19 protein-coding genes and 1 riboswitch are annotated in these 18,761 nt (G+C 67.0%); of the genes, 10 read left to right on the forward strand and 9 right to left on the reverse strand.

From position 1 onward, the window contains the following. Positions 1-40 precede the first annotated feature (40 nt). Positions 41-1,864, forward strand: coding sequence for a bifunctional helix-turn-helix transcriptional regulator/alpha/beta hydrolase (locus tag CRJ03_RS00640; protein WP_104016988.1), 1,824 nt, complete (start codon positions 41-43; stop codon positions 1,862-1,864). Positions 1,865-2,059: 195 nt separating this feature from the next. On the opposite strand, the gene gcvP is transcribed toward CRJ03_RS00640, so the two are convergent. The 4 genes from gcvP to CRJ03_RS00660 all read right to left on the reverse strand — a co-directional run bounded on the left by gcvP (position 2,060) and on the right by CRJ03_RS00660 (position 7,238). Then, the gene (gcvP, locus tag CRJ03_RS00645) at positions 2,060-4,909 is read right to left on the reverse strand and encodes an aminomethyl-transferring glycine dehydrogenase (protein WP_104016989.1); all 2,850 of its coding nucleotides are present in this window, start codon (positions 4,907-4,909) and stop codon (positions 2,060-2,062) included. Positions 4,910-5,006: 97 nt separating this feature from the next. Continuing rightward, positions 5,007-5,366 (reverse strand): glycine cleavage system protein GcvH, encoded by a 360-nt coding sequence (gcvH, locus tag CRJ03_RS00650; protein ID WP_104016990.1) that lies wholly within the window; start codon positions 5,364-5,366, stop codon positions 5,007-5,009. A 20-nt stretch (positions 5,367-5,386) separates the two neighbouring features. After that, positions 5,387-6,511 carry a glycine cleavage system aminomethyltransferase GcvT gene (gcvT, locus tag CRJ03_RS00655; protein WP_104016991.1) on the reverse strand — a complete coding sequence of 375 codons (1,125 nt, stop codon included), beginning with the start codon at positions 6,509-6,511 and terminating at the stop codon, positions 5,387-5,389. 83 nt (positions 6,512-6,594) lie between these two features. Beyond that, positions 6,595-6,672: riboswitch (glycine riboswitch) on the reverse strand. Positions 6,673-6,785: 113 nt separating this feature from the next. Then, the gene (locus CRJ03_RS00660; RefSeq protein ID WP_104016992.1) at positions 6,786-7,238 is read right to left on the reverse strand and encodes an RrF2 family transcriptional regulator; all 453 of its coding nucleotides are present in this window, start codon (positions 7,236-7,238) and stop codon (positions 6,786-6,788) included. 88 nt (positions 7,239-7,326) lie between these two features. Here CRJ03_RS00660 and CRJ03_RS00665 point away from each other — a divergent pair, with 88 nt between their 5' ends. Further along, complete coding sequence (locus CRJ03_RS00665; RefSeq protein WP_104017113.1) at positions 7,327-7,899, forward strand: gamma-glutamylcyclotransferase family protein; 573 nt, start codon at positions 7,327-7,329, stop codon at positions 7,897-7,899. Between the two features lie 50 nt (positions 7,900-7,949). Here CRJ03_RS00665 and purS read toward each other — a convergent pair whose 3' ends face one another. Then, entirely contained in the window at positions 7,950-8,189 is a 240-nt protein-coding gene (purS, locus tag CRJ03_RS00670) for a phosphoribosylformylglycinamidine synthase subunit PurS (RefSeq protein WP_104016993.1), read from the reverse strand. A gap of 12 nt (positions 8,190-8,201) precedes the next feature. Continuing rightward, positions 8,202-8,963 carry a phosphoribosylaminoimidazolesuccinocarboxamide synthase gene (gene purC, locus CRJ03_RS00675; protein ID WP_104016994.1) on the reverse strand — a complete coding sequence of 254 codons (762 nt, stop codon included), beginning with the start codon at positions 8,961-8,963 and terminating at the stop codon, positions 8,202-8,204. A gap of 169 nt (positions 8,964-9,132) precedes the next feature. Between purC and CRJ03_RS00680 the strand changes: the two genes are divergently transcribed. Both CRJ03_RS00680 and bmt read left to right on the forward strand, forming a co-directional pair. Next, entirely contained in the window at positions 9,133-9,447 is a 315-nt protein-coding gene (locus CRJ03_RS00680) for a DUF1476 domain-containing protein (protein ID WP_104016995.1), read from the forward strand. Between the two features lie 108 nt (positions 9,448-9,555). After that, complete coding sequence (gene bmt, locus CRJ03_RS00685) at positions 9,556-10,566, forward strand: betaine--homocysteine S-methyltransferase (protein ID WP_104016996.1); 1,011 nt, start codon at positions 9,556-9,558, stop codon at positions 10,564-10,566. 7 nt (positions 10,567-10,573) lie between these two features. Here the strand turns inward: bmt and CRJ03_RS00690 are convergent, their stop codons facing one another. Next, on the reverse strand, positions 10,574-12,094 hold the full coding sequence (locus CRJ03_RS00690) for an NAD(P)H-hydrate epimerase (RefSeq protein WP_104017114.1): 1,521 nt from the start codon (positions 12,092-12,094) through the stop codon (positions 10,574-10,576). Between the two features lie 184 nt (positions 12,095-12,278). Between CRJ03_RS00690 and CRJ03_RS00695 the strand changes: the two genes are divergently transcribed. The 6 genes from CRJ03_RS00695 (at position 12,279) to CRJ03_RS00720 (ending at position 17,526) form a co-directional block, all read left to right on the forward strand. Then, on the forward strand, positions 12,279-12,617 hold the full coding sequence (locus CRJ03_RS00695; RefSeq protein WP_104016997.1) for a P-II family nitrogen regulator: 339 nt from the start codon (positions 12,279-12,281) through the stop codon (positions 12,615-12,617). Between the two features lie 61 nt (positions 12,618-12,678). Further along, positions 12,679-14,085 (forward strand): type I glutamate--ammonia ligase, encoded by a 1,407-nt coding sequence (glnA, locus tag CRJ03_RS00700; RefSeq protein ID WP_104016998.1) that lies wholly within the window; start codon positions 12,679-12,681, stop codon positions 14,083-14,085. Positions 14,086-14,261: 176 nt separating this feature from the next. Further along, positions 14,262-15,152 (forward strand): hypothetical protein, encoded by an 891-nt coding sequence (locus CRJ03_RS00705; RefSeq protein WP_129590213.1) that lies wholly within the window; start codon positions 14,262-14,264, stop codon positions 15,150-15,152. Between the two features lie 97 nt (positions 15,153-15,249). Next, positions 15,250-16,080 carry a lytic murein transglycosylase gene (locus CRJ03_RS00710; RefSeq protein ID WP_104017000.1) on the forward strand — a complete coding sequence of 277 codons (831 nt, stop codon included), beginning with the start codon at positions 15,250-15,252 and terminating at the stop codon, positions 16,078-16,080. A gap of 129 nt (positions 16,081-16,209) precedes the next feature. After that, complete coding sequence (locus CRJ03_RS00715; protein ID WP_104017001.1) at positions 16,210-16,875, forward strand: hypothetical protein; 666 nt, start codon at positions 16,210-16,212, stop codon at positions 16,873-16,875. Positions 16,876-17,091: 216 nt separating this feature from the next. Then, positions 17,092-17,526, forward strand: a complete 435-nt coding sequence (locus CRJ03_RS00720; protein ID WP_104017002.1) for a glyoxalase superfamily protein — start codon at positions 17,092-17,094, stop codon at positions 17,524-17,526. A 32-nt stretch (positions 17,527-17,558) separates the two neighbouring features. Here the strand turns inward: CRJ03_RS00720 and CRJ03_RS00725 are convergent, their stop codons facing one another. Both CRJ03_RS00725 and CRJ03_RS00730 read right to left on the reverse strand, forming a co-directional pair. After that, positions 17,559-18,281: a heme-dependent oxidative N-demethylase family protein gene (locus CRJ03_RS00725; protein ID WP_104017003.1), complete on the reverse strand. Its 723-nt coding sequence runs from the start codon at positions 18,279-18,281 to the stop codon at positions 17,559-17,561. Next, on the reverse strand, positions 18,278-18,697 hold the full coding sequence (locus CRJ03_RS00730; protein WP_104017004.1) for a DUF6314 family protein: 420 nt from the start codon (positions 18,695-18,697) through the stop codon (positions 18,278-18,280). Before CRJ03_RS00730 ends, CRJ03_RS00725 begins: the two co-directional genes overlap by 4 nt. Between the last annotated feature and the right edge of the window lie 64 nt (positions 18,698-18,761).

Consider the following 18,761-nt stretch of genomic DNA (forward strand, 5'->3'; position numbering starts at 1 on the left):
AATACTGCGTGCAATTGGCTCTCAGGATTCAAGGCCCTCGATGACATCACGGCACAACGACGGCCCGGACGCGGCGGGGACGGGCGGCGGCACGACAGTAACGCTGTCCGATGCGGACCGTGCCGAGACCATCGACCGTCTCTACGACGTGGCGCTCGATCCCGAGCGGTTCGAGGCGCTTCTCGATCATTGGGAGAGCACCGTCGCCCCGTTGCGCGCGCATGTCGACCTCAGCGCGCCGCGCCTGCTCGACGATCCGCAGATTGCCGCGCATTTCCGACGGGCCACCGCGTTTCTCGACCGCGCCGCGATCGGCGAGGCAGGCACCGGCAAGGACGGGCTCGACGCCATGCTCGCCCCGTTCGAGCGGGTGGCAGCCCTGGTGCTCGACCGTGGTGGCGCGGTGCGCGCCGCGAACCCGGCGGCGCGGCGGTTGATGGGCATCGCCGAGCGGGCAACGATCCGCGATCTGCCGCTGCATGGCGACGACCGCCCTGCCCTTGCCGCCGCGCTCTCCATGCTGTTCGCCGACTTGGGCAAGGACACGGCGATGCTGCGTCTGCGCGGCAACGGGCCCGGGCACCTGATGGTGCTGCGGCTACAACGCTGCACCGCGTCGGACGGCACCGATCTGGTGCTCGCCGCGTCCAACGGGCTGCACCTGCCCGAAGGGTTCTGCGATATCCTGCGGCAGGCCTTCGATCTCACGCGGGCGGAGGGCGACATCCTGTGCCACCTCGTCGATTGCCGTTCGATCGCCGAGATCGCGGCGGGACGCGGGCGCTCTCCCGACACGATCCGCGCACAGATCAAGTCGATCCTCGCCAAGACCGAGACCCATTCGCAGCTGGAACTGGTGCGGCTGGCGCTGTCGATGATCGACATGACGACGGCCACGGTGACATCACCCCCCGCGCGGCAGGGCGTGACCTGCGCGCATCCTGACCACGAGGTATCCGCCGACAGGACGCTTGTCGCGCCGGACGGGCGGCGGGTCGCGTGGATGGTGTTGGGGGACATGGCGGGGCGACCGCTGCTCTACCTGCCGATGGATTTCGGGCTGGTGCGCTGGCCCGCGAGCGCCGAGGCCGAGGCGCGGGCACGGGGATTACGGGTGATCGTGCCGCTGAGGCCGGGCTACGGGTCATCGGACATGGTGGCGCACGGGGCGGATTACGACGCCGCCCTGCTCGAAGATACCGAGAGGGTGCTGCGTGCCGAGGGCGTGCGGCGCTGCCCGGTGCTGAGCCTCGGGGACGATCTCTATTATGCGGTGCAGCTCGCCCGGCGCGACCCAGCGCGGATCACCGGCATCCTCGCCTGCGCCGGGATGCTGCCGCTCACCCGGCGGGCACAGTTCGAACGGATGGACAAGTGGCACCGCTTCATCCTCGCCGGGGCGAAATACACGCCACACCTGTTGCCGTTCATGGTCAAGGCAGGGTTCCTCCTCGCGCGCCGGATCGGCAAGAGCGGGTTCACCCGCGCGATCTACGGCGAGTCCGGGGCCGATATCGCCACCTTCGAGAACCCGGAGGTGTCCGAGGCGATTTTGGATGGCTCGGAGGTGGCGCTGTCGGCCACGCATTCGGCGCACGAGGCGTTCGCACGCCAGCTTGTCGGCGGGCAGCTCGAGGACTGGAGCGGCGATCTGGTAGCGCTGAAGGGGGCGCTGCCGGTGATCCTGATGAACGGCGCGCAGGACCCTCAGGTGCCGCGCGCAACATACGAGGAATTCCGCCGCGATCACCCGTGGATCGAGTATCACCTGTTCGAGGATGCCGGGCAGCTCGTGTTCTTCCGGCACTGGCGTGCCGCGCTCGACCGGCTGGCGCCGCTTGTCGCGGAGGCGGACGCGAAATAGCCCAATCAGGGTATGACAGACTCACCTTTTCGCGCTAGCGTGATCTTGCGTGAGGGGACGGTGATCATAGTGAGTGATGGTGCAGCCTCTTCCGACGCGGCCGCGGCCCTTCCGGGGTCCGGTCAATAAAAACAAGGTAATTTCCATCACGGGAGGGGCGGCCAGGATGGCCGTCCCAATTCTTTTCGGCCCGCCTTATTCCGCCGCGTCGGCGTAGTCCTCGAGCGGCGGGCAGGTGCAGACGAGGTGACGGTCGCCATAGGCGTTGTCCACCCGGTTCACCGGCGGCCAGTACTTGTCCACCCGGAACGCGCCGGGCGGGAAGCAGCCCTGCTCGCGGCTATAGGGGCGGTCCCAGTCGCGCACGAGGTCTTCCATCGTGTGCGGGGCATTCTTGAGCGGGTTGTTCTCGCGGTCCATCCGCCCCTCCTCGATGGCACGGATTTCCTCGCGGATGGCGAGCATCGCGTCGCAGAACCGGTCAAGCTCGGCCTTGGTCTCGCTCTCGGTGGGCTCGACCATCAGCGTGCCGGCCACCGGCCAGCTCATCGTCGGCGCGTGAAAGCCGCAATCCATCAGCCGCTTGGCGATGTCGTCCACGGTGACGCCCGCGCTATCGGCGAAGGGGCGCACGTCGAGGATGCATTCATGCGCCACGCGATTGTTGCGGCCCTTGTAGAGCACGTCATAGGCCCCTTGAAGCCGTCGCGCGATGTAGTTGGCGTTGAGGATCGCAACCCGTGTCGCCTGCGTGAGCCCAGCGCCGCCCATCATCAGGCAATAGGCCCACGAGATCGGTAGAAGCGAGGGCGAACCATAGGGCGCGGCGCTCACCGGTCCCTCGGTGCCGCCGGTCGCCGGGTGACCGGGCAGGTGCGGCACGAGGTGTTCCTTCACGCCGATCGGCCCCATGCCGGGCCCGCCGCCGCCATGCGGGATGCAGAAAGTCTTGTGCAGGTTGAGGTGGCTGACGTCGCCGCCCAGATCGCCGGGCCGCGAGAGGCCCACCATCGCGTTGAGGTTGGCCCCGTCGATATAGACCTGCCCGCCGTGGGAGTGGGTAATCTCGCAGACCTCGCGCACCGTTTCCTCGAACACGCCATGCGTCGAGGGATAGGTGATCATGCACCCGGCGAGGTTTTCCGAATGTTTCTCGGCCTTGGCGCGGAAATCGTCGAGGTCGATATCGCCGTTCTCCGCCGATTTCACGACTACCACGTCCCAGCCGACCATATGCGCGCTCGCCGGGTTGGTGCCATGCGCGCTTGTCGGGATGAGACAGACGCGGCGGTGCCCCTGCCCTTGCGCGCGGTGCCATGCAGCGATGGTCAAGAGCCCCGCATACTCGCCCTGCGCACCGGAATTGGGCTGCATGGAAATGGCGGCATAGCCGGTGATCTCGCATAGCTTGGCGTTGAGATCACCGATCATCTCGGCGTACCCCTCGGCCTGATCGGCGGGGGCGAAGGGGTGCAGGAGCGAGAACTCGCGCCAGCTTACCGGCATCATCTCGGCCGCCGAGTTGAGCTTCATCGTGCAGCTTCCCAGCGGGATCATCGCCCGATCCAATGCCAGATCGCGGTCTGCCAACCGTCGCATGTAGCGCATCATCTCGGTCTCGGCGCGGTTCATGTGAAAGATCGGGTGGGTGAGATACGCGCTCTGCCGCGCAAGTGCCTCGGGAAGGCGATACTCGGGCGACAGATCGCTGTCCTGCATGACGATGCCAAAGGCGCGCCAGACCGCCTCGACCGTCGCCCGGCGCGTGCGTTCATCGAGCGTGATGCCGATCTTCGTGTCACCGACACGGCGCAGGTTCACCCCCTCGCGCACCGCCGATTGCAGCACGCCGCGCTGCAACAGGCCCACGTCCACGGTGATCGTGTCGAAGAACTCGCCGGGCTCGACGTGGAATCCGGCGGCCTCTAGCCCGCGGGCCAGCCGCACCGTCTTGCGGTGGATGCGCTGGGCGATTGCCTTGAGACCCTTTGGCCCGTGAAACACCGCGTACATCGACGCCATTACCGCCAAGAGCGCCTGCGCGGTGCAGACGTTCGACGTGGCCTTTTCGCGGCGGATATGCTGCTCGCGGGTCTGCAGGCTGAGGCGGTAGGCACGGTTGCCGTGGCTGTCGACACTCACCCCAACAATGCGCCCCGGCATGGCGCGTTTATAGGCGTCGCGGCAGGCCATGTAGGCGGCGTGCGGACCGCCATAGCCCACCGGCACGCCAAAGCGCTGCGTCGTGCCCACGGCAATATCGGCGCCCATCGCGCCCGGCTCCTTGAGCAGGGTCAGCGCCAGCGGATCGGCGATCACGATGCCGATGGCCTTGTGTTCGTGCAGCGCCGCGATCTCGTCCGAGAAATCGCGCAGGTGCCCATGCGTGCCGGGATACTGGAAGATCGCGCCAAAGACCTTGTCGGCCTCCATCTCGTCGGGGGCGCCGACGATCACCTCGATGCCCAACGGCGCGGCGCGCGTGCGCATCACCGCGATGTTCTGCGGGTGGCAGCTTTCGTCCACGAAGAAGCTGGTTGCCTTCGATTTCGACACGCGCTGCGCCATGGTCATCGCCTCGGCTGCCGCCGTCGCCTCGTCGAGCAGCGAGGCATTGGCGATCTCGAGGCCGGTCAGGTCGCTCACCATGGTCTGGAAATTCAACAGCGCCTCGAGCCGCCCCTGGCTGATTTCCGGCTGGTAGGGGGTATAGGCGGTGTACCAGGCGGGGTTTTCGAGGATGTTGCGCTGGATCGCGGGCGGCGTGACCGTGCCGTGATAGCCCTGCCCTATGAGCGAGGTCAGCACCTTGTTCTTAGACGCCACGACCCGCATGTGATGCAGCAATTCGCGCTCGGACTTGGGCTTGCCGAAATCGAGCGGGGCCTCCTGCCGGATGGATTTCGGCACCGTCTCGTCGATCAATGCGTCGAGATCGGCCACGCCCAGCACCTCGAACATGCCCTCCATTTCCGAGGGCGAGGGGCCGATATGGCGGCGATTGGCGAAATCGTAGGGCAGGTAGTCTGTCGGCGTGAAGGGCATCGCTTGGTCCTCGCTATACCGGGCTGCGGCGCGCGCGGGCCCGGTTTCTTCTTGGCAAAAATACTCCCGCCGGAGGCGTCCCCGACGGGCGAGCGGCTCAGCCGATGAAGTCGTTATAGGCCCCCTCGTCCATGTACTCGTCCATCTGGCCGGGCTCCGAGGGTTTCATCTTGAAGAACCACGCATCGCCCAGGGGGTCCTCGTTGACCTTGCCGGGCTCGTCCACCAGCGCCTCGTTGACCTCGACAATCTCGCCGTCGAGCGGCGCGCGGATGTCGGACGCGGCCTTGACGCTCTCGATCACCACGACCTCGTCGTCGCGGGTGACCATCGTGCCCACTTCGGGCAGTTCGACGAACACCACGTCGCCCAGTTGCTCGGCGGCGTGGCCGGTGATGCCAACGGTGACGACATCGCCCTCGGCGCGGAGCCATTCGTGTTCTTCGGTGAATTTCATGGTGGGTCTCTCCCTGTTGTTCAGCGTTTGAAATTGGCCGGGGTGAAGGGCAGCGCGACGACCGTGGCCGCCATCCGCCTGCCGCGCACCTCGCCGTAAACCGTGGTGCCCTTGGTGGCGAGGTCACGCGGCACGTAGCCCATCGACACCGGCCCCTGGATCGTCGGCCCGAAGGCGCCGGAGGTGACGTGGCCCACGGCCTCGCCGCCCTCGAGCGCGGCAAAAACCGGCGTGCCCTCGCGCATTGGCGCGCGCCCCTCGGGGCGCAGGCCGACGCGGGCGCGGGGTGCGCCGTCTGTCAGTTCTCGCAGGATGCGCGCGGCGCCGGGAAAGCCGCCCGCCCGCGCGCCACCCGCGCGGCGCACCTTCTGAATGGCCCAGGCGAGGCGCGCCTCCACCGGGCTTGTCGTGGTGTCGATATCGTGGCCGTAGAGGCACAGTCCCGCCTCCAGCCGCAGGCTGTCGCGCGCGCCGAGGCCGATGGGCTCCACGTCCGCGTGCGCGAGCAGCGCGCGGGCGAGCGGTTCTGCCTGATCCGCGGGCACGGAAATCTCGTAGCCGTCCTCGCCGGTATAGCCCGAGCGCGAAATCCACAGCTCGCCATGATCCGATGGCAGGACGGCCACATCCATGAACCGCATCTGCGCCACGCCCGGCAGCATCGTCGCCAGCACGCCCTCGGCGGCGGGACCTTGCAGCGCCAGCAGCGCGCGGTCGGTGATTTCCTCGATCTCGACGCCGGAAAGATGCGCGCGCATATGCGCGATGTCATCCGCCTTGCAGGCGGCGTTGACCACGGCGAACATGTGATCGCCGCGATTGGCCAGCATCAGGTCATCGAGGATGCCGCCATCGTCGTCGGTGAAAAAGCCATAGCGCTGGCGCATCGTGCCAAGATCCAGCAGATCCACGGGCACCAGCCCCTCCATCGCGCGCGCCACCTGCGGGTAGCCACCCGGCGCGCGCAGGATCACCTGTCCCATGTGGCTCACGTCGAAGAGCCCGGCGCGGGCGCGGCAATGCAGATGTTCCTTCATGACGCCGAGCGGGTACTGCACCGGCATCTCGTAGCCCGCGAAGGGCACCATCCGGGCGCCAAGCTCGTGGTGCAGCGCGTTGAGCGGCGTGACGTTCAGATCAGACACCGGACCCTCCTCATGACGACGGGCCGGAGGCTTCGATACGTCCCGGCACCAGTGATGCACGCGCCCGGACCGGGTCGTGCCACGATGCCCCCTCTGTCCTTTCGCCTGAGATCGCTATCCCTTCGGCGCCCCGCGTGCGGGGTCTCTCCAGAGTTGTGTCGGTCGCGCAGGTCCTTGAGCCTGAGAGTTTCCGGGGCGGTTGCTCCTTCGGCACTGGCGTGGCCAGTTCTCCCTGCCGCGACGTGGTGGACGCTAGTATACCGCGCAGGCGCGATCAAGCCCGTTTGGCGCAAGGCGGCGCTGAAAAGATCGCGAGCAGCGTGTCGTTGTCGCAGACCAGCGCGTCGAGCGTCACGTCGTCGAGCCGCCGGTAGAACGCCTCGACCGCGTCGGTCAGCGCCGCGCGCAGGCGGCACCCGGCCTTGAGCGGGCAGGTATTGTCGACATCGGCAAAGCATTCCGCGACCGGCACGTTCTCCTCGAGCTTGCGAAACACCTCGCCCACCGATATCTCGGCCATCGGGCGGCCCAGCGCCACCCCGCCGGTGCGCCCACGCTGCGTGTGCAGAAAGCCCAGTTGTCCCAGCCGGTTGACGATCTGCGCCAGGTGGCTCTCGGAGATGTTGCACCGTTCCGCGATCTCGGTCTTGGTCACCAGCCGGTCGGGATTGAATGCGCAGAACATCAGGAGCCTGATAGCGATATTGGTGCGTTTCGTGATCCGCATGAGCCTGCCTTCGGTTGCAATTGCACGAGTTTCGCCAGACTGTGAGCGCGGACCTTGATGCAAATCAAGCGGAGGCAAAAAAACCTTGATTCGACATGCATATTTCTTTGGCTATGGCAGCCTCGTGAACCGCACGACCCACGGCTTTGGGGGGGCGCGCCCCGCGCGCCTGTCGGGGTGGCGTCGGGTGTGGCGGCACACCACACTGCGCCCGGTGGCCTATCTGACGGTGGTCCCTGACGACGATGCCGAGATCGACGGGCTGATCGCGCCGGTGCCGGGTGCGGACTGGCCCGCGCTCGACGCGCGCGAGGCCGCGTATGTGCGCGCACCCGCCGCCGATCAGGTGCGCCATGACCTGCCCCACACCCCCGAAATCGCCGTCTACACCATCCCCGAGGGCCATCACGGGGCGCCGACGGCGGCGCACCCGATCCTGCTGAGCTATATCGACGTGGTGGTGCAGGGCTATCTGCGCGAGTTCGGCGAAGATGGGGTGGCGCGGTTCTTTGACACGACAGGGGGCTGGGACGCGCCGGTGCTCGACGACCGCGCCGCGCCACGCTATCCGCGCCACCGGGGGCTGAGCGATGCCGAGCGCGCGCTCACCGATGCGCACCTTGCCCGCGTCGGTGCCCCGCGCATCGCGGCGACGGGCTGAGAAAAGGCGAATGATCCAGGGCGGAGGCTAAAGGGCGGCCGGACCCTCGCTCAGACCAGTTCGACCGCGTAGCTTTCGATCACGGTGTTGGCGAGCAGCTTCTCGCACATCTGCGTCACCGTCTCGCGGGCCTTGTCGGCGTCGGTCTCGGCGAGGTCGAGCTCGATCACCTTGCCCTGCCGCACGCCTTCGACACCGTCGAATCCGAGCGACCCGAGGGCGTGGCGCACCGCCTCGCCCTGCGGGTCGAGCACGCCGGTTTTCAGCATCACGTGAACGCGGGCCTTCATCCTCGCACTCCTTCAGTTGATGAGCGTGGGGCGCGTCATGGGCGTCGCGCCCTTGGGCATGACGCCGAGGCGGTTGGCCACCTCGGTATAGGCGTCGGTAAGCGAGCCCAGATCGCGGCGGAACACGTCCTTGTCAAGCTTCTGCCCGGTCTTGATGTCCCACAACCGGCAGCTATCGGGGCTGATCTCGTCGGCGACGATCAGGCGCTGGAAATCGCCCTCGTAGACGCGGCCCACCTCGATCTTGAAATCCACCAGACGGATGCCCACGCCATACATCACGCCGGACATGAAATCGTTGACCCGCAGCGCGAGGCTGAGGATGTCGTCCATGTCCTGCTGCGTGGCCCAGCCAAAGGCGGCGATATGTTCCTCGGTCACCAGCGGATCGCCGAGCGCATCGTCCTTGAGGCAGTATTCGACGATCGGGCGCGGAAGCTGCGTGCCCTCGTCCATGCCCAGCCGTTTGGCCATGGTGCCGGCGGCATAGTTGCGCACGATCACTTCGAGCGGGACGATCTCGCAGGCGCGCACGAGTTGTTCGCGCATGTTCACCCGGCGGATGAAATGCGTAGGCACGCCGACGGCGTTGAGCCCGGCCATGAAGTATTCCGACAGCATGTTGTTCAGCACGCCCTTGCCCTCGATCACCGCCTTCTTCTCGGCGTTGAAGGCGGTGGCGTCATCCTTGAAATACTGGATGATGGTGCCCGGCTCGGGCCCTTCGTAGAGAATCTTGGCCTTGCCTTCGTAGATTTTCTTGCGCCGTGCCATGCAGTCTCCGTCGCTGGGCTGGGGGGCGTGGGGAAGTCACGCCGATGCGTTCTCATAGTGCAAGCCCCGCGCGGTCGCAAGGTGTCGCATCGGGGCAGAGCCTCTTGCCCTTGCGGGGCGCAAAGGGCATATCGGACACGAATGCAATCAGCGCAAGGGGACCGGCCCGATGACCACCTTCGATGAACGCGAGAGCGCCTTCGAGAACAAGTTCGCCCATGACGAGGAAATGAAGTTCCGTGCCGAAGCGCGGCGCAACAAGCTCCTGGGTCTGTGGGCCGCCGAGTTGCTGGGCAAGACCGGCGAGGCGGCCAACGAGTATGCCATCACGGTGGTCAAGGCCGATTTCGAGGAGGCCGGGCACGAGGACGTGGTGCGCAAGGTGGCCGCCGACCTGGGCGACATCGCCGATGCCGACACGATCCGCGCGAAGATGGGCGAACTGCTCAAGGTGGCCAAGGATCAGCTCGTCAAGGAACACTGAGCGGGCGCGATTCAAGCGCGCCTCACGTTCTTGATGAGGATTTCTGGTTTGCATTCCGGGGCGGGCAGTGGCATCGCTTCCGGTCTTAGAGATTGCGGGAAGCGCGATATGACCGACGCCCTCACCAAGATGCTCGCCGGGCGCGAGTGGATTCTCGCAGACGGTGCCACGGGCACGAACCTGTTCAACATGGGCCTGCAATCCGGCGACGCGCCGGAATTGTGGAACGAGGATCACCCGGACCGTATCCGCGCACTCTATCAAAGCGCGGTGGACGCGGGCAGCGACCTCTTCCTGACCAATTCCTTCGGCGGCAACGCCGCGCGGCTCAAGCTGCACGGCGCCGAGAAGCGCGCTCAACAGCTCTCGCGGATCGCCGCAGAGATCGGGCGCGACGTGGCCGACCGCTGCGACCGCCCGCTGGTGGTGGCGGGCTCGGTCGGGCCGACGGGCGAGATCATGGCGCCGATGGGGGCGTTGACGCATTCGCTCGCGGTGGAGGTATTCCACGAGCAGGCCGAGGGTCTCAAGGAAGGCGGGGCCGACGTACTCTGGCTCGAGACGATCAGTGCGCCCGAGGAATACAAGGCCGCGGCGGAGGCATTCGCGCTCGCCGGGATGCCGTGGTGCGGCACGATGAGCTTTGACACGGCGGGGCGCACCATGATGGGGCTGACCTCGGAAGACATGGCGAAGATGGTGGAAAAGCTGCCCAACCCGCCCATCGCCTATGGTGCGAATTGCGGCGTGGGGGCATCGGACCTGTTGCGCACGGTGCTGGGATTCGTGGCGCAGGGATCGGAACGGCCGATCATCGCCAAGGGCAACGCCGGCATCCCCAAATACCATGACGGGCACATCCATTACGATGGCACGCCGGAACTGATGGCCGAATACGCGGTGCTGGCGCGCGACGCGGGTGCGCGCATCATCGGCGGCTGCTGCGGCACGATGGGCGATCACCTGCGCCTGATGCGCGCGGCGCTGGAAGAGCGCCCCATGGGGCCGCGCCCCACGCCCGAGCAGATTACCGACAAGATCGGGCCATTTTCCTCGCCCTCCGACGGGACCGGCGAGGATGCGGCACAACCCCGCCGCACGCGCCGCCGCCGCGCCTGAACCGGGCTCAGACCCCCAGCGCGCGCAGCACCTGCGGCAGGGTCTCGGGCAGATCCTCGGCGATGAGGGCGGGACCGAACCTGCGGGCGGCCTCGACATGGAGCCAGGCGGCGGCCTCTGCTGCCTGTGCCGGGCCGAGGCCCCGCGCCATCATTCCGGTCACAAGCCCCGCCAGCACGTCACCCGATCCGGCTGTGGCGAGCCACGGGGCCGCGCGGTCGTAGTGCGCGGCGTGGATGCAGCACCGCCCGCCGGGCGCGGCAATCACGGTGTCCGGCCCCTTGAGCAGCACCACGCAGCCTGCCCGTTCCGCCGCCGCGCGCGTGGCATCCACTCTGGAACAGGCGGGGCCCTTGGTTGCGGGCGCGTTCAGCGTCTCTGCAATATCCGGGAACAGCCGCGCGAATTCGCCCGCGTGCGGTGTCAGGATGCAGCCGGCGTGCAGCATCTCGAAGAGGGTCTCTGGCGCGTCTTCAAAGGCCGTCAACGCATCGGCATCGAGCACCACGCCGGGCGCGTGCGCAGCCCTTAGCGCCACCGGCACCAGCGCCCGCGCCCGCGCGACCCCCAGCCCCGGCCCGAGGCAGAGCGCGGTGAGGCGCCGGTCCTCCAGCGCGGCGGCCAGCCCCTCGGCCCCGTTCACGCGGGTCAGCATCAGGGCAGTGATCTGCGCGGCGACCTCCATCTGTGCCGACCCCGGCACGCCCAGCGTCACCAGCCCCGCCCCGACCCGGAGCGCCGCCCGCGCGGCGAGCCGCGCGGCCCCCGTGCGCCCGGCCCCGCCGGTCAGCACCAGCGCATGACCGTGGCCGAATTTGTGCGCCCCTGCCCCCTTGGCAAGTCGCGCCGCGCCGGGGGCGGGGCACAGCGTGATCGCACCCGCCACGTCGCCATCGCGCAGGCCGATATCCGCCACCGCGAGAGCGCCGCAATGGCCGGGGCCGTCCGCCAGGTAATGACCCGGCTTGGCAGAGTGAAAGGTCACGGTGAGATCGGCGCGCATCGCCGCGCCGAGCACGCGCCCGCTATCGGCGCAGAGCCCCGAGGGAATATCGACGGCCACGCAGCGCGACGCGGGACGCGCGACCAGATCGGCCAGAACCCCCTCCAGCGGGCGCGTGAGCCCGGTGCCGAACAGCGCATCGACCACCAGCGCCGCATCCCCGGCCGCCGCAGCCGCGCGCGCATCGTCGATCGGGCGGGTGGCGCCAAGCGCGGACCACCGCCGGTGGTTGGACCGCGCATCGGGCGGCAGCCGCTCGGGATCGCCCAGGAGGAACGCCTGCACGTCCCAGCCCCACTCCTTCAGGAGCCGCGCCACGACAAAGCCGTCGCCGCCGTTGTTGCCCGGTCCGCACAGCACCAATGCGCGCTGCGGCGCGCGCGCGAGATCGGGCCAGTGCGCGAACGCGGCCTCTACCACACCGCGCCCCGCGCGCTCCATCAGCTCCAGCCCCGTCACCGCGCCCGACTCGATGGCGGCGGTTTCCTCGGCCCGCATCTGCGCGGCGCTGAGCAGGTTGGTCATCGGCATCGGCCCTCCTGTCCCCGGCGCGATTCAATTTCGCCCGGTTTTGTGGCATTTTGCATATTTTTTAGGCATCAGCATCAAAACCGGCGGCGCGAACGCCCAAAATCCAGCCTATCCGATTGTCGGTGCCTGCGGGAAGTGGTCTGAGCGGGGTCGAACACGGTCAGGGAGCTCTTTTGCCATGAAAAAGATCGAGGCGATCATCAAGCCATTCAAGCTGGACGAGGTGAAAGAAGCCTTGCAGGAGGCCGGTATCCAGGGTCTCTCGGTGATCGAGGTCAAGGGATTTGGCCGCCAGAAAGGGCATACCGAACTGTATCGCGGGGCGGAATACGTCGTGGACTTCCTGCCCAAGGTCAAGATCGACGTGGTCGTCGATGACGATCAGGTCGAGGGCGCGATCGAGGCCATCGTGGACGCGGCGCGCACCGACAAGATCGGGGACGGCAAGATCTTCGTCAGCCCCATCGAACACGCCATCCGAATCCGCACCGGCGAGACCGGGCCGGACGCGCTCTGACCCGCCCTCGTCACCCACATTTCTCCACAGCAACGAACACATCAACGAAAGGGACCAGCGCATGAGCACAGACGCGCTTCTCAAGCAGATCAAGGACGAGGATATCGAGTATGTCGATATCCGCTTCACCGACCCGCGCGGCAAGCTGCAGCACGTGACCGTGATGGCCGATCAGGTCGATGAGGATTTCCTCGAGGAAGGGTTCATGTTCGACGGCTCGTCGATCCAGGGCTGGAAATCCATCGAGGCCTCGGACATGAAGCTCATGCCCGACACCGAAAGCGCCTATGTCGATCCGTTCTACGCCGAGAAGACGCTTTGCGTGCACTGCTCGGTGGTCGAGCCGGACACTGGCGAGCCCTATAATCGCGATCCGCGCGGCACCGCGGAAAAGGCCGAGGCCTACCTGAAATCGAGCGGCATCGGCGACACGGCCTTCTTCGGGCCGGAGGCGGAGTTCTTCATCTTCGACGATGTCCGCATCAGCAACAAGATCAACAAGGTGTCCTACGAGGTCGATGCAATCGACGCCTCCTGGAACACCGACACCGAATACGAGATGGGCAACACCGGCCACCGCCCCGGCGTCAAGGGCGGCTACTTCCCGGTCAACCCGATCGACGACGGGCAGGATCTGCGCAGCGAGATGCTCAGCACCATGAAACGCCTCGGGATGAAGGTGGACAAGCACCACCACGAGGTGGCGTCGTGTCAGCACGAGCTGGGCCTGATCTTCGACAGCCTGACCAAGCAGGCCGACGAGCTTCAGAAATACAAGTATGTCATCCACAACGTCGCGCAGGCCTATGGCAAGTCGGCCACCTTCATGCCCAAGCCGATCTATGGCGACAACGGCACCGGCATGCATGTCAACATGTCGATCTGGAAGGACGGCAAACCGCTTTTCGCGGGCGACAAGTATGCCGATCTGAGCCAGGAAGCGCTGTGGTTCATCGGCGGTCTGCTCAAGCATGCCAAGACGCTCAACGCTTTCACCAACCCCTCGACCAACAGCTACAAGCGGCTGATTCCCGGCTTCGAGGCACCGGTGCTGCGGGCTTATTCGGCGCGCAACCGCTCGGGTTGTATCCGCATCCCGTGGACCGAGAGCCCCAAGGCCAAGCGCGTCGAGGCCCGTTTCCCCGACCCGTCGGCCAACCCCTACCTGTGCTTTGCCGCACTGCTGATGGCAGGGCTCGACGGGATCAAGTCGCGCATCGACCCGGGCGAGGCGATGGACAAGAACCTCTACGACCTGCCGGCCGAGGAGCTCGAAGGCATCCCCACGGTCTGCGGCAGCCTGCGCGAGGCAGTGGACGCGCTCGCGGCCGATCACGAATTCCTGCTCGCGGGTGACGTGTTCACCAAGGACCAGATCGATGGCTATATCGAGCTCAAGATGGACGAGATCGAGCTCTACGAGCACACGCCGCATCCGGTTGAATTCCTGATGTATTACAGCTGCTGAGGCGGCGGCGGCACAATCCCGCCAGACTTGCCACCATGAGGCGTCCCGCTTGCGGGGCGCCTTTCTCTTTGCGTGCGGGCCGTTTCGTGTAGCGCGCCAATATGCCCGTTCCGGACAATTTGCCTAAATGTATCCGCATTTGAAACAAACTGGTTGCCATATTTCCTGCCAGTTAGATGGCTGAACAGCAACCGACGGGTGCCACCATGACCGATACAATGCAAAAGGTTCAGGCAGGACTAGTGTTCTTGGGTAAGAAGTCGTTTGATATTGCCGCGATCACCTGCGGCATTGCCGACGCGCTCGACCGTCTGGGCGAGCGGGTGGAGGAACGGCGCTGCGAAAGCGACACGCAGGCAACGGTGCGCGCGCGTGGGCTTGTCTGCCGGGTGCGGATCACCGAGGGTCGGCCACTGCCGCGAATCGACACCAACCCGGCGCATATCCTCGAGCTGAGCCTTGGGCGCGGGGCGGATGAAGAGGCGCGCGCGCAGACGTCCTCCGAGACGCTGATCGCGCATCTGCTCGCCGGGCTTCAGGCGACGCTGGTGCCCGATTACGTGCAATGGACCGACCCACGCGCGGTGCTGACGCGGGCCGAGTTCCGCGCAGCCGTGGCCAACACCGCCGCGATGCCCGCGCCGGTGCGCCCCGCGCCCGCAGCGACCGACCGCCGCCGCAAGCGGCTGCCCGATGTCGAGACAGCCTATGCACAATTGCGCGCACAGATGCCCGGCTTTGGCCGCGACCGGAGCGAAGAAGAGCGACTCGATGCGCTGCGCGCCGCGTTTCGCGACCCCGACCCGGCAGAGGTCGAGGCCATGTCGCAGCCCGACGATATCCGCGAACCGACCGCGCCGTTGCGGCTCAGCGTCTGGATGTTGACCTTTGCCATCGGGCTCTTCGCCCTGCCGGTCGCCGCGGCGCTCACGGTCGTCAACCTGCTGCGTGGCGAGAATATGCGCCTCGCCTCGCAGACGGCAGCGCTGACCGGCACGTTCATGGTGCTGGCCACGCATGGGCAGATCGCACAGGCGGCCAACCTGATCGTGGCCCTGGGCGGATGACACGCGCGCGCCTCGCAGCCGCACTCGCGAGGGGCCTTGCCCCACCGCAGTGGCGCGGTATGGTGGCACCGTGTGTGCACCGAGGGGGAGAGTGACGATGCAAGCCAAGCCGACAATCGCCGCGCCGCGCCTCGCGGCCCTGGGCCTTTGGACTGCCACGCTGCTGGTCGGCACCGGGGCGGCATGGGCCGCCGGGTGCGGTGACAACGCGCAGGGTTTCGAGGCGTGGAAACGCGATTTCGCACGACAAGCCGCCGACGCGGGTGTCGGTCAGCGCGGGATAGAGGCGCTGCGCGCGGCCACCTATGCCCGCTCCACCATCGCCGCCGACCGCAATCAAAAGAGCTTTCGCTACAGCTTCGACAAGTTCATGGAAATCCGCGGCGCGTCGGTCATCGTGGCGCAGGGCCGCAAGCGGCTGGCACGCAACGCGGCCTTCTACGAATCGCTCGAGCGGCATTATGGCGTGCCCGCCGGCGTGCTGATCGCGATCCACGGGATGGAGACGGGATTCGGCCACTTCATGGGCGACAGTTCGGTGGTCTCGGCCATCGTCACGCTAACCTATGATTGCCGCCGGTCGGATTTCTTCCGTCCCCATGCCATCGGTGCCCTGAAACTGGTGGACCGGGGCGCGATCACCCCCGAGACGCGGGGGGCCCGGCATGGCGAACTGGGTCATACCCAGTTCCTGCCCGGCAACGCGCTGCGTTATGGCGTGGATGGCGATGGTGACGGGCGGGTGGATTTCTATGACCTCGCCGACGCCATGGCCTCGACCGCCAATTACCTGCGCGCCAAGGGCTGGCAGCCGGGCAAGGGCTATCAGGAGGGCGAGCCGAATTTCGCGGTGATCCAGGAATGGAACGCCGCCGGTGTGTATCAGAAGGCGATCGCCATCATGGCGGCACAGATCGACCAGGGCTGAGACGGCCCGCGGCCCGGAACGGGGCCGAGCGTGACGGGCGGGATGTGTGCGAAGAGACGGAGAGATAGGTGTAAACGGTGCATGTGGTTTCCATCCGCTTCAAGACAGGAGCAAGCCGAGAGGCAAATCATGAGCAGGCAGACATACGGCGAAATCGCCGCACTGGAATATCACGGCCCGCCGGGGATGGAATTTCCCGACATCGTCGAGGAGTTTGACATCGCCTCGCACGGGTTGGCCACGCAGGTGCGCCGCCTGACATGGGACGGCGAAGACATCGCGCTCATCGACCGTGAATGCGTGCGCATCGCGCTTGGCTGGCTGCCGCCGGAGCGCAAGGATCGACCGCATTACCTGGTCATCGCCATCGGCCCGCCGCCGCGGAAAAAGCGCCTCGGCACCGGTTTCGACCCGGGCGCCTACGGCGTGCTGCTGGAGCGCGCGCTGGAGCGGGTGGGCAGCTATCTGCCCTATGATGCGCTTTTGCGCGGCCCGTCCGCGCAGGCGGTCGGCACGGCGCTGCTGGACCGGACATTTGACCTGCTGGGCGCGACCGCGCCTCGGTTGCGGCCCGAGGACATCGAGACCGGCCGCCGCAAGCGTGTCGAGGCGCGCGAGGGCGGGTGGCAGCGCGACGCGGTCGAGCCCGAGGCCCTGCCCGCGATCCCGTCGCAGCCGCTGCGCCTGACGGTGGTCACGCTGGGGATGACGCTGTTTCTGCACGCGCCGCCCGTGGGGGCCGCCCTGCTCGCCTACACCGCCCTGCGCGAGGCGCAGCCGCTTATCAGCGGCTGAGCCCCGGCTCCCCGATACGAAGCTGTTGCACCCCGTTGACAGCGCGGGCGCCGGTCCCTACTTCGCACCATCATGGGGCGCAGGCCCCCGCCGTTCGCGAGGCCACGCGCCCTTGGTGAAGTCCTGTGAGATATTTTCCCGTTTTCTGACCTTGGGTCACGAACCGGATGACAATGCGAACATCGTCCCGTCGACGCGACCCGCAGGACAGAAACCATGACCAACACGACACTTCCGAATCGAACCGCACTCAAGGATCACGCCAGGCGCCTGCGTGCCACTCTGGCCGATCAGGGCACCGCCCTCAGTCACAGCGCAGCGCTTGAAACGATCTCGCGGCAATGGGGCTTTCGCGACTGGAATACGCTCTCGGCAGCGCTCGGCAATGCGCCAGCGCCGCGCTGGCAGGTGGGACAGGCCGTCTCGGGCCGCTATCTGGGCCAGGGCTTTACCGGGCGGATCAAGGCGGCGCGGGAGGCCATCGGTGGCCATCAGCATCTGACCATCGTCTTCGACCGGCCCGTCGATGTGGTGCGCTCCGACTGGTTCAGTTCGTACCGGCGGCAAATCAACTGCATCGTGAATGACGCTGGACGCACACTGGCCAGGACGTCCGACGGGCAGCCCCACGTGGTGCTCGACGCAGCCTGACTCATGAAGGGGGGCGTGATCGGTCGCGCCCCCTACCGCGCCAAGACGTAGGTGTGGATCGAGAACACGCAGGCGCGCGTGCGCGGCAGGCGCAGTACGCATTGCCGCTCGGAGCGCAGGTAGGGCAGGTCCGCGGTCTCGCACGGCTGCACGCGCGAGCGCGGCTGGTGCAGCACCGGATCGGCATAGTTGAGCGCGTTGAACCGCCACAGGGGCCGCCCCGACTGCACCCCGTCAAAGAGCCGCTGCACGCGCCGCGCGAGGCCGACGTCATACTCCGGCACCGGCACGTGGATCGCGGTCAGCGGGCGGCCGATCTTTTCCGCCAGCCGCCAGCTTGCCGGAAAGCACAGCACCGCGGCGGTGAGCACATGCTCCTCCCCGCGCTTTTCCATCAGGCACAGGTCCTCCTGCACCAGGTGGCCCAGCGTGCCCATCGGGTCGGCATGATCGAGGGGCACGGTGACGCCATCGGGCCGCCGGACCTCGCTTGCGGAAATGTCGTAGCCATCGCCGTGCTCGGCCAACCAATCCAGCACGAACTGCAAAAGCTCGTCCATCGCCGGACCGGCGCCCTCGGTGACGGCGATCACATCGTCGCGCTGCCCGGCCAGAAGCCGCGCACGCTCGGCCATCTGCGCGGCGAATGCCTCGTCCACGCGAAGCCATGTCGCCGGGTCGAGCGGCGCGATTCCGGGCAGCGGGCGGCGCTCCGCCATTTCACGAGGCAGGCTCTGTTGCAGGATCGCGGTCATCTGTCCTCCGGGGTGTAGATCGTCATCATGCGATAGTCCTTGCGCGGGCCGCGCACCGCCCAGGTGACGGTGAATTCCGGCCAGCGACTGAAATCATAGGCCCCGTCATACTGATCGGGGTCACACCAATGAGCGGTTTCCCCCCCCTCGGGGGGAACGCGGTGAAAGAACCGGCCATCGGCGAAGAACACGCTCAGATCCTGGGCCCAGTGATAGCGCCGCTCAACCTGCATCGGTGGTGTGCCGGGAAGACGCATCTCGCCCGTCTCGACATAGGCCAGCTCGTTGGCCAGCCCGGTGCCCGCACGCGACCAGACCGCGCGGCCCGTCACGGTCGCGCGGCGGCCATCCGCCTCGACCACCTCGCGCGAGAGCCGCCATTCGCCCTCGAAATCCTGCAATCGCCGTACCGTCATCGCGCCCCGCCTTGCCGCGCCCTGCCCTTGGCTCTACAAGCGCGCCGAGACCGATACCACCCCA

It is taken from the genome of Roseovarius nitratireducens (assembly GCF_002925845.1).
In the GTDB taxonomy this organism is placed as follows: Bacteria; Pseudomonadota; Alphaproteobacteria; order Rhodobacterales; family Rhodobacteraceae; genus Roseovarius; species Roseovarius nitratireducens.